Here is an 11048-nt window from a genome sequence, read left to right as displayed (position 1 = left end):
TATCAGTACCAAATATTATAGAACCAAAATTAAAGTAGTGCATATCAAAAGAACGAGATCAATTGCTAACAGCGGCAATTTTCTCGTTCTTTTTATTATCTTACTTTCTGACTAATTTAGCCAAGAGGTCGGCGAACTTGGGATCGTCGTTAAATGGCGGCAGGTAGACGAATTCTTCGCCGCCATGAGTCATAAAGTAGCCCTTATTTTCGACCTTTAACTCATGTAAAGTTTCCAGACAATCGGCCACAAACCCCGGCGCGATCACCATGATCTTGCGATAGCCGCGGTGAGGCAGCCCCTTGAGTGTGGAATCAGTAGCGGGTTTGAGCCATTCGCTTGGACCGAATTTCGATTGGAAAGTTTGAAAATATTTGACCTTGCCAACTTTTTCCATGATCTTTGCAGTAGTTTCGCGGCATTCTTGCGGGTAAGGGTCGCCGTTTGCAACATATGAGACGGGCACGCCATGATAGGAGAAAAGCAAGGCATTGACTGGCGTTTTTTGCAGTTGTTCCTTGATTTTTTCAGCATAGTAGTTGATGTAGTCGTCTTCCTTGTAAAAAGAGTGGATAAAACGTAAGTCCACGATCTTGTCAGTTTTGCGGAAGTAGTTTTGAACGTCGTCATAAACTGAGCCCACAGTCGTACCTGAATATTGCGGGTACAACGGGATGATCGTGATATCTTGATAGCCGGCAGTCCGCAGTTTGTAAAATGTTTCACTGATCCGAGGGTGACTGTAAGACATGGCGATCTCTACTCGATAGTCTGGCAAACGTTCTTGCAGGTAATTCTGTTGTGTTCTCGCATAGGTCAGGAGAGGCGAGCCATCTTCACGCCAGATCTGCTGGTATAGTTTGGCAGATTTCTGTGGCCGGTGTGGTAAGATCATTGTATGTAAGATCGGCTGCCACCAAAACGGACTCATTTTAATGATGCGTTGGTCTGACAAAAAGATGTTCAGATATTCACGCACACTTTTTGTGGTTGGTTTTTCAGGTGTTCCCAAGTTGATAAGAACTACGGCTTTTTTATCCATATAAGCTTTCTCCTTTGTGAAAATGATTACAGTTGATTATAATATATAATTCACTTTAAATGAACCTTCGCTTAATGGCTGCTAACATTTGGATGATTTTGAACGTTTTAGAGATAAAATAACCAAAGTTACGCAAAGGTTCAGCAAAATAGGCATTATTTGGAATAATTTGAAAGTTTTTGACGGAATGTGATTGATTTTTTAGATGTGATTTGGTAATATACTTGCGGGGGGTAATGGAAGTGCTTGCAGAGCAAAGACAACAAATGATCATGGAGATGTTTTCGGACAGCAAAGTGGTCAAATTAAAGGACATCTGCCAACAGACAAAATGTTCTGCTTCTTCTGCCAGACGTGACCTGCAGATCTTAGAAGAGCAAGGCTCATTAGTTCGGATCCATGGCGGTGCCAAGGCCAAACACGACTTGCAACGAGAAATGGATATGACCGGTAAGTCGACCCAAAATGTGTCTGCTAAAGACCGGATCGCACAGTTGGCAGCTGCCAAGATCACTGATGAAGACGTCATTTTCTTAGACGCTGGGACAAGTACTTTGGCTGTTGTTCGTTATTTGAGACCAGAACAGCATTTAACTGTTGTGACGAATGGTGTAATCCATGCGTCACAGTTAGCTGATCAAGGCATCCGGACACTGCTAGTTGGCGGGATGCTCAAGAATACGACTAAAGCAATCATCGGGACTAAAACCGTGCGTGACTTACAGCGGTATCGTTTCAACAAAGTCTTTTTAGGAACTAACGGTGTGCATGATGAATACGGTTTAACAACACCGGACCCTGAAGAAGCAGCTGTTAAACAAGCCGCTTTAGGTCAAGCAGAAGAAGTTTTTGTTTTGGCAGATGGTTCTAAGTTTGATGCCGTTTCATTTGTTAAGATTGCTGATCTCGAACAAGTTACGCTGATTACCACTGATATACCGCGTGTTGTTTTCGACAAATACAGCAGGCAAACTAATATTTTGGAGGTCTAGATGTCATGATTTATACAGTGACTGTCAATACAGCAATTGATTATATTGTTCAGCTTAAAGAATTAACGCTGGGCGAAGTCAATCGCATGGATTATGACAACAAAATGCCAGGTGGAAAAGGGATCAATGTTTCCCGGATCCTAAAAGAACTCGGGCTTGATAATACAGCGCTGGGATTTTTAGGAGGATTTACCGGTGAATTTGTTGATGATTCCTTACAAGAACTTGGCTTACGCACCAATTTTACGCGGATCGCGGCCGACACCCGGATCAACGTTAAAATCAAGGCACAAACCGAAACAGAGATCAACGGTCAAGGACCGCAGATCACTGCTGCTGAAGTTGCAGCCTTTTCCCAACAGTTCGAACAACTGACACCCGCTGACACGGTGATTTTTGCCGGCAGCCTAGTACCAAGCTTAAGCACTGATTTTTATTTAGATTTGATCAAGATTATTCGTTCCAAGGGTGCGCAGTTTGTGATCGATACGACCGGGGAAAGTTTGCTAAAAACTTTGCCGGAACAGCCGCTCGTTGTTAAACCAAACAATCATGAGTTGGCAGATTTGTTTGGCGTTGAATTAAACAGCATTGCAGATATTGTAAAATATGCACGTAAACTGTTGGAGCTCGGTGCCCAGCATGTTTTAGTTTCAATGGCTGCTGATGGTGGTTTAATGGTCACTCAGGATAAAGTCTACCGTTCAAAGGCACCTAAGGGAACTGTTATTAATTCGGTAGGTGCTGGTGATTCAATGATTGCAGGCTTTACAGGCACGTTTGCTCGTACTAAAGATCCACAAGAAGCTTTTAAGTATGGTTTAGCTTGTGGTTCAGCCACAACCTTCTCTGAGGATCTTGCAATCCGTGAAAAAATTGCGGAGATCTTACCACAGATCAAGATCACGGAATGGGAAGAATAGATAAGTAAGTTAAATAAGTTTCAAGGACAAGGCGGGGCTAAAAAGCACCACGTTTTTCTTGGAGCAATCAGCGGGTCTTTACTGGTCAGATAATGAGGCTGGTTGTTTTGTTCAACATAGTAAGATGAGCGAAGCTGCTGGGATGTGAATTTGTTTGACTGGATTTGACCTACAAATGATGGAAGGAATTTAGAGCAATGGATATTCGTGAATTATTGATGAAAGATATCATGATCATGGATCTGGAAGCTGACACTAAAGCCGGCGTGATCGATGAAATGGTACACCACTATTATGAAAAAGGTATTATCGACGACGAAGAATTATACAAAAAAGATATTTTAGCTCGTGAGGAAGAAAACTCGACTGGGATGGGCGATGGGATCGCGATCCCCCACGCACACGATGCGGCTGTTAAGAAACCGGCCGTAATGTTTGCCCGCAGTGTTAAGGGTGTTGATTACGACTCGCTTGATGGTCAACCAGCTCATCTGTTCTTTATGATTGCTGCGCCTGAAGGCGGCGACAACACTCATTTGCAGGCTTTAGCTGCATTGTCGCAAGTGTTGTTGGATCCAGCAGTCGTTTCTTCTTTGAATGATGCTGATACGCCTGACAAGGTGCAAGCAATTTTCTCCGAAGCTGTTGGAAAGAAACAGGCCGAAAATGAAGCACAAGAAAAGGCCGAAAGACAACAAGACAAAGCCGCTGTTGCAAGCGATAAGCCTTATATCGTAGCCGTAACTGCTTGTCCTAACGGGATCGCGCATACCTACATGGCTGAAGATAATTTGAAAAAGGCTGCTGAAAAGTTGGGTGTTAACATCAAGGTCGAAACAAATGGTTCTGAAGGTACTAAACATAAGTTGAGTGCTGATGAGATCGACCGGGCCGAAGGTGTTGTTATCGCTGCTGATAAGAAAGTTTCCATGGGACGTTTTGATGGTAAGAAGCTAACAAGTAAAGCTGTTACTGCCGCCATCAAAGACCCTGAAGCTTTGATCAACTCGATCTTAAACGACGAAGTAGGAACTTACCATGCCACTGGCAGTGAAAGTTCTGATGATTCCGTGGATACTGGTGATTCTGGTTGGAGCGGCATCTACCGTCAATTGATGAATGGTGTTTCCCACATGTTACCGTTTGTTATCGGTGGTGGGATCTTGATGGCCATTTCCTTTATCGTTGAAAACTATGCTGGCGGTGACAAGTCGTTGGCCTTTATCTTCTTGAACAACGCTGGTAACATGGCTTTTGCTTTCATGGTCCCAGTTTTGGCAGCTTACATTGCCGAATCGATTGCTGATCAGCCTGCTTTGATGCCTGGTTTTGCTGGTGGTTTCATGGCAACTGTTTACACGGGTGCTTATGGCGGAGCCTACACGGCCAACGTCATGACTGATGCCAAGTCAGCTGGTGGTTTCTTAGGTGGTTTAGCAGCTGGTTTTATTGCCGGTTACTTCATGAAGTGGTTGGAAAAGAGCTGTGCTAAGCTGCCCCAATCTGTTGCTGGTATGAAGTCAATGTTGATCTATCCGATCGTTGGTTTACTGGTAATTGCCTTGATCATGTTCTTCATCGTCAACCCGATCTTCTCAACGATCAACGTTTGGATCACAAACTTCTTGAACCACTTAGGAACAGGTAACTCAGTGATCTTATGCTTGCTGTTGGCTGGTATGATGGCGATCGACATGGGCGGTCCTTTCAACAAAGCTGCTTATGTTTTCGCCGCTGGTGCATTCGTCAATGACCCGAACTCCCATCAAGCAGCAATGCTGATGGCGGCAGTTATGGTCGGTGGTATGGTTCCTCCATTTGCCACAGCTATTGCTACTTTGGGCTGGAAGAACAAGTTTACCAAGCAAGAACGTCAAGCTGGTGTCACGAACTGGATTTTAGGCTTCTCCTTCATCACAGAAGGCGCCATTCCATTTGCTACTGCTGACCCAGGCCACGTTATTCCTTCAAGTGTAATAGGTTCTGCAGTTGCCGGTGCCATTGTTGGTGCTTTGAAAGTCGGTGTTCCTGCACCTCACGGAGGTTTCTGGGTTGCTCCGCTTGCAACAAATATTTGGGGTTACTTCTTAGCGGTGATCGTTGGTTCGATCGTTGCTGGTGTAATTCTTGGTCTATGGAAAAAAGAAGTTAAAGCTGCTAAATAATTAATAAAAAATGTCACTCCAACTGGGGTGGCATTTTTTGTGGAAGGTATTTTTGTCCTTGACTGACTCAAAGATGTTAGTTATTACTTGGTGAGGGAGGCACTCTTGTAAGGTTATGTTGAAAATGAATTTAGTTTGTACTGACCAGTTATGTGTTGAAATCGTTTATTTAAAAAAATGACACATGGGAAGCTCGCTCCCAGAGCCATTTTTTATAATAATATTTTTTCTGGTTGTGTAGTCTGCGGGTTAAGAAAAGACAGGCAGAATCTTTGAAAGATTTCTAAGTCTGAGTTAGATAGTTCAGGTAAAAGGGTGGCGAGTTGTTCTGTGAACGCAAGATCTTCCGGCAAGTTATCTTTAGCTAAAAAGTATTTTCTATCAGTAGCTAACAGGGTCATGCCCATCCGATAGCGAAGGTAATTGACCCAACAAAAATAAAAGAATTTTTCTTGTTGTTTACTGGTTAGATTTAAGTGTGAAGTCAAGATATCCGTTAAAGTGTGGATCGTCCCTGAAACTTCGGCTATATTAAAAAGTTTGTCATATTTGAACATATAAAGGACATTTGTGATCAGTAAACGGACTTCAGCTTCGCTGGTGGAGATCATGGTTACTTTTTCTGCACCTAAACTCTGAAACAAGGCATTCTTAGAGCGAAAATATGTGGCCGCGCTGATACCTTCTTTTTTTTGCAGATCCTCTTGTGTACGGGAAGCCACATTCATAAATAAATGAAGAAATATTTTAAATTTTAGTGAGTGAAGCGCAGCGTGCGTGGTTATCTTTTGCAGATCAATGGGGTCTGTGTCACTGATCTTGATAAAGCTCTTTTGCCGGTTTTGGATATCTATTGTGATCAAGCTGGTTGCGTTTATATTTTTGATCAGTTGTTTTAATTTATAATTTGTGATTGCTAGAGATGTCGTGACATCCTTGAAGCAGCTCCACTCTTCTGAGTTTTGTAAACAATATGAAACTAATTGCAATTCCTGATATTTAGTGCTGTCGGTAAAGGGTAAATAATTATTTAACAAGCAAAAGACTCCTTTATGTTAAGTCATTCAATCTATTATATCGGTAAAAAACTCGTGAGATTAATTATTATGGGTGAATAGATACTCAATTTTTTTAAGATCAGTTAAAAATATGATACTTAAATAAATTGTTTAGGTGTAGTTAGGCGATCACGATCAGCTAGGCTCAATTAATTTGCACGATCCATTGTAGCTCGCTATAATAAATTCAAGTGAGAAATTTAGGGGGGGGCGTAAGAAAGAGTGAAAAAAGAAGCAGTAACAAAATTCATTGCGGGCCTAGTTTTATGTTTGAGCGTAACTTTTGCAATCGGAAAGATCTCTGACCAGATCGAACCACATAACCAGTTGACACAGACAAAGACTAAACAGCTTAAAAAAGGCAGTAGGCAGGTACAAGTCAAACACAGAAAAAAAACTAAAAAATCGGTGATGCGCCGACCGATCAACTGGAAAAAGTCTTCTGAAACAGTGGCCTATCCTGAGCTAGCTAAAATCGACGATTTTTGGATCCATGTTTCGACTGGCAAATCGCGTGTTTTCTTGATGTCCGGTTCGAAAAAAATCTATACGATGTATGCTTCAACTGGTGCAGGCGGAGAACAGGCAACACCAAAGGGTACTTGGTATATTCAACCTGAAAAGGGCGACTTTTTCTATAATGGTCAGTCAGGTGAGGGAGCAAAATATTGGGTGTCATTTAAGGGCCATGGTGTTTATCTCTTTCATTCGGTGCCAACGGATCAAAAGGGAAAATTTATTAAAAAAGAAGCCGAGGAATTAGGTAGAAAAGCTAATTCGCACGGCTGTGTTCGTTTATCCGTACCTGATGCCAGGTGGATGTACCACAACTTGCAGACAGATACGAAGGTCGTTATTGATTGAAATTACTTAAAAGTTTAAGCTAGATAATTTGCTGACAGAAGGGAAGAGTGATGGTGGGAAATTTGGGGATTTTGGGAGAAGCTAGTAATGAGAAAAGAAATCAACGGATCATTAAATTACGCGATGCCTTTAATGATGAACGCATCAATACGGTGCAACAAGTAGCTAAATTGTCCGGTTATACTGTTAAAACAGTCGCTAAATGGGCGCAAGACGGCAACATTCCCTTATTAGATGAAGAAAATGGAGCAACTATTGTACCACTAACTAAGCAAAATCAGCGGAGCATCAATGAAAAAAGACAACTTGAGCATATCAATTATTTGAGTATGATTTTTAATAAACAAGAAGCAATCACCGTAGCTGCGTGTGCCCAAAAGATGAATTATCCGGAAGAAACTATCATTGCATGGGCGAGGGAAGGCGATGTCCCATTGTTAGTGGGAGCCAATGAAACTCTCGTGCCTTTAAATGATACTAATACTCCCGCCTGGCTCTAAACCAAAAAAGTCATTCTGTCCTTGAATGTTACATATTATAGGTTTTAAGTCTAATACTTGGGGGACGATTTTAGCTCGGTGTATTATTTTATGATCAAAATTTACGGTGATCTGCGTGCAGTTTATTTAAAGAGTAAGGCGATCCCCATTGCCAGATTGCCGATAATGATCAGTGCATCGATCAAGCTGTTGTTTTGAGAAGACGATTTTTTTGTGACTGATTTTTTTAGTAAAAATGTTCCTAAAATTGCACCAACTATCGCGCTGCCAGCGAGTGCTGCAGCTAGCGGCCAGTCAACTATACCAACGCCTACCCGCATCAGGAATCCGACTAAAGAGATCCCAGCCAAAACGAAAACGGAAGTTCCGACAGTTTGCATTGTTGTACAACCTAATAAAGTGAGTCCTGCAATGATCGCAGTTGTTCCGCTAGTCCCAACTAAGCCTGAGAGAAGTCCGCTGACGATCCCGAAAAAGCTGGCCTGCAAAAATTTTTTATTTTTATTTTCATGTTCTTCGCTTTTGATGTCAGTCGGCTTTCTTTTCTTGATGATCATCAAGACAGTCAAAGCAATGATAACAACTCCGATCAGCGTGTTATAATCATTATCTGGAATGTCATTAGAAAAATATGAACCGACTAAAGCACCGATCGTTCCCCAACCAAGCATGGTCCAGCCGATTTTAAAGTTAACGTTGGAAGAACGAGCGTGCAAGTAGGCACTGACCGCAGCAGTTGGAAACATGGTAGCTAGTGAAGTAGCGGTGGCTACTGCAGGTGAGATATTGAAGAAGATCGTCAACACACTGACGTATATTGCGCCGGCACCTCCACCAGTGATGACGGTCGCACCCCCCATAATTAACCCCACAACTGCTAAAATAATAAAGCGCATGTTTCTGTTCCCCTTTCATAATTACTAGTTCACATGTTTATAAAACATTTGTGGTTACTTACCATAATGTGTTCAACAAGTAAAAATTATACGAATTTTAAGAGTGAGAGCAACCAACAATTTAGTTGATTTTGTCGGGCACTAAACTTGGGAAAGAATGGTATTATATATGTCACAGGTAGGAAAAATAACTAGAACAGAGCAAAAAATTATGGCTGCTTTTTGGCAGTTGTATTCAAGAAAAAAGATTGAGAAGATCACTGTGCGTGAAATCATTGAATTAGCTGCCTGCAATCGGAGTACTTTTTACGCCCATTTTTCTGATATGTATGATTTATTGGAAAAATTCGAGGAGCAACTTTTACCTGATATGGCTCAACCCGCTGTTCAAAAGATTATCGCTAAGGATGACCTCTCATTATCGGTCGAGCATTGTATGGCTTTATATCAAAAATATAAAGTTTATTATCAATTGCTGTTGGGCCAAATGGTGACCCGGCCTTCAGGGAGAAACTGACTGAGTTTCTTGATCAAATGATCAAAGCGCATCTTGGTCAAAAAGATGGACAAACGGATTTTCAAATTGATTTCTTGGTAGAAACGACGGCTTCGCTTTTATTGACAGCCTTGAATTTTTACTTTAAACGGACTGACCGGCCACAAGCAACAGAAATCATTGGGTTACTTAGTAGTGTGTTAAACCAGGGAGTTGCTCAACAGCTTGGCTGGCATATTTCATGCCAAGAAAAGAAGCAGACTGGTAAATAATAGAAATTGAATAATTAATCTGTACGCTGTAAACTAAACAGCAAGTAAAAATAACTTTGAGGAAAATGAATGATGAAGAAAAAACATAATTGGCTTTGGACCATGCTGTCATTTCTGTTAATTTTGGCAGGCCTGGGCCTGTTAGGCTATACTAGCTATCAGGAAAACTGGTTTGGTATGCAAAACTTTTTTAATCACCAGCAACAAGATGCTTATTTTAAGCACAATGAACAAGATAACGATAGTATGTCCTGGCAAAAGCGCCAAAAGATCCGTGACCAGATTATGCGCCAAACCCAAAAGGATAAGGGATTGACCAAGCAAGGCTTTGTCAGTGTGCCTCGGGTCAAGATCTTGCAGCCGGTCTTTGATGATGCATACTCCAAAAAGGGACTTGCAACCGGTGCTGATTATGCTAACCGCAATGAAGTGGATCCAGAGGGAAAAAAGCAGCCGCAAATGGGCGTCAGCAATTATGGACTCGCAAGTCATAATTTTTATGATGGTAAAACTGGTTTTAGTCCGCTCCAGCAAAACTTGGAACAAGATGAACCTTATATCGTGAATGGCAAACTACATGATAATGATTGGTTGAATGGAGAACGAATCTACTTGGCAAACCAAAAGGGGATCTATGAATATCGCATCGTGCGTCAACATATCGTCAAGCCGACTGATGTCAGTGTTTTGAATCCAACCAAAAAAGCACGAGTTACTATTATTACGTGTCTATACCCTAGCACGCAATACCGGATCATTACGGAGGGGACTATAGTCAAGCAATATTCCTGGCGGAAAGCACCAGTTAAGGCTGTGAACTATTTTGACCTGACTAAGCAACCGACTAATGCCCGAGTAGATTGGTTTAACCCAGGAACTGAAGAAGGCAGCAATGGAGATGCAGGCGGAACAAAAAATGTAAATTGAAAGATGAAACTACCAAGTAATAATTAAATGAAAAAATACCGGATAACGAGAGATTCAATCTCTTTATCTGGTATTTTTTTACTTTTAGGATTTGTAAGAATTTAATTCTCTGTGTTACTGCTTAAATTATTATTGGCAGTTTTTTTGTGCTTAGCATTTTTGACTCTTACGATCAGTTCACGCAAATTGACCATATCCTTAGTTAACGGTGGATGATCCCACACAACCTGATCATTTTTAAAAGTTGGGTCAAAATTATTTGTTATATAAATGTCCGTTTTAGGATTAACAAACCTGTCAATTTGGATATTTAACAAAGCCATTTCTTCCAATTTTTTCTTGATGTAGTCGGTATATTCGATCCCCTGCGAAAAATCAACTGCTATGCGAACTTGATCGGAGAACGCTGTGGCAGGGATCTCAGAGAAAATGGCGAATAGGTATGAGTAATACAACTGTGTGTTCTCATTTTTTCCCAACGGTCGAGCGGATTTAAAGTCAGCACGACATTGTAAGAGCTGTTTGGCTAAGCGAGCAATCGACACGTAGGAATCCTCATAAAAATTCCAATCTTTCATCCTATCATAGGAAGTATCTAGGTAAACTGGAACTAACATTTTAGCGTTTATCTTTAATAATTTATTAGTTAAAGAAAATAAACTGATCTGAGAAAAATTTTCACCTAATGATTGATGGATAAGCGCTATTTGTTGATGTGTGAGTTTCTCTACTGAATCATAGTCTTGTAAGTTCGACAGCATGTCAGTATTAAGTTCTTCGATAGTTACCAAAAAGGTCAAAACAAAATTAGTGATCCTATAGGCGCTGATCACAGAACTTGCCCAGACTTTATTCAAGTAATCAACGATTTTTTTGATATCTGCCTGGATTATTCATAATTTTACCTTGAGGT

12 protein-coding genes are annotated in these 11048 nt (G+C 41.2%); 8 read left to right on the top strand and 4 right to left on the bottom strand.

Annotated features, from left to right (window positions below; all coding sequences use genetic code 11):
- Positions 1–100 precede the first annotated feature (100 nt).
- Positions 101–1042: a ferrochelatase gene (hemH, locus tag FC65_RS05400; protein WP_056971838.1), complete on the bottom strand. Its 942-nt coding sequence runs from the start codon at positions 1040–1042 to the stop codon at positions 101–103.
- Positions 1043–1284: 242 nt separating this feature from the next.
- Between hemH and FC65_RS05395 the strand changes: the two genes are divergently transcribed.
- The 3 genes from FC65_RS05395 to FC65_RS05385 all read left to right on the top strand — a co-directional run bounded on the left by FC65_RS05395 (position 1285) and on the right by FC65_RS05385 (position 5122).
- The gene (locus FC65_RS05395) at positions 1285–2034 is read left to right on the top strand and encodes a DeoR/GlpR family DNA-binding transcription regulator (protein ID WP_338088169.1); all 750 of its coding nucleotides are present in this window, start codon (positions 1285–1287) and stop codon (positions 2032–2034) included.
- Positions 2035–2039: 5 nt separating this feature from the next.
- A complete protein-coding gene (gene pfkB, locus FC65_RS05390; RefSeq protein ID WP_056971836.1) occupies positions 2040–2957 on the top strand; it encodes a 1-phosphofructokinase in 918 nt (305 codons plus the stop codon).
- Positions 2958–3154: 197 nt separating this feature from the next.
- Positions 3155–5122 carry a PTS fructose transporter subunit IIABC gene (locus FC65_RS05385; protein WP_056971835.1) on the top strand — a complete coding sequence of 656 codons (1968 nt, stop codon included), beginning with the start codon at positions 3155–3157 and terminating at the stop codon, positions 5120–5122.
- Positions 5123–5334: 212 nt separating this feature from the next.
- On the opposite strand, the gene FC65_RS05380 is transcribed toward FC65_RS05385, so the two are convergent.
- Positions 5335–6159: a hypothetical protein gene (locus FC65_RS05380; RefSeq protein WP_056971834.1), complete on the bottom strand. Its 825-nt coding sequence runs from the start codon at positions 6157–6159 to the stop codon at positions 5335–5337.
- Positions 6160–6402: 243 nt separating this feature from the next.
- Between FC65_RS05380 and FC65_RS05375 the strand changes: the two genes are divergently transcribed.
- Together FC65_RS05375 and FC65_RS05370 are read left to right on the top strand one after the other, a co-directional pair.
- The gene (locus FC65_RS05375; RefSeq protein ID WP_010497473.1) at positions 6403–7044 is read left to right on the top strand and encodes a L,D-transpeptidase; all 642 of its coding nucleotides are present in this window, start codon (positions 6403–6405) and stop codon (positions 7042–7044) included.
- A 50-nt stretch (positions 7045–7094) separates the two neighbouring features.
- Entirely contained in the window at positions 7095–7544 is a 450-nt protein-coding gene (locus FC65_RS05370; protein WP_010497471.1) for a hypothetical protein, read from the top strand.
- Between the two features lie 122 nt (positions 7545–7666).
- Here the strand turns inward: FC65_RS05370 and FC65_RS05365 are convergent, their stop codons facing one another.
- Positions 7667–8440, bottom strand: coding sequence for a sulfite exporter TauE/SafE family protein (locus FC65_RS05365; protein WP_056971833.1), 774 nt, complete (start codon positions 8438–8440; stop codon positions 7667–7669).
- A gap of 169 nt (positions 8441–8609) precedes the next feature.
- Here FC65_RS05365 and FC65_RS12370 point away from each other — a divergent pair, with 169 nt between their 5' ends.
- The 3 genes from FC65_RS12370 (at position 8610) to FC65_RS05355 (ending at position 10135) form a co-directional block, all read left to right on the top strand.
- Entirely contained in the window at positions 8610–8957 is a 348-nt protein-coding gene (locus FC65_RS12370; RefSeq protein ID WP_235803079.1) for a TetR/AcrR family transcriptional regulator, read from the top strand.
- Between the two features lie 17 nt (positions 8958–8974).
- Complete coding sequence (locus FC65_RS12365; protein ID WP_235803078.1) at positions 8975–9208, top strand: hypothetical protein; 234 nt, start codon at positions 8975–8977, stop codon at positions 9206–9208.
- Between the two features lie 69 nt (positions 9209–9277).
- Positions 9278–10135 (top strand): class A sortase, encoded by an 858-nt coding sequence (locus tag FC65_RS05355; protein ID WP_231920853.1) that lies wholly within the window; start codon positions 9278–9280, stop codon positions 10133–10135.
- Positions 10136–10236: 101 nt separating this feature from the next.
- On the opposite strand, the gene FC65_RS05350 is transcribed toward FC65_RS05355, so the two are convergent.
- A complete protein-coding gene (locus FC65_RS05350; RefSeq protein ID WP_056971832.1) occupies positions 10237–10992 on the bottom strand; it encodes a hypothetical protein in 756 nt (251 codons plus the stop codon).
- Positions 10993–11048 lie beyond the last annotated feature (56 nt).

The organism is Ligilactobacillus acidipiscis DSM 15836, from assembly GCF_001435755.1.
Lineage (GTDB): Bacteria > Bacillota > Bacilli > Lactobacillales > Lactobacillaceae > Ligilactobacillus > Ligilactobacillus acidipiscis.
Note: the sequence above shows the minus strand (reverse complement) of the source record. Positions and strands in the feature narration are given on the sequence as shown.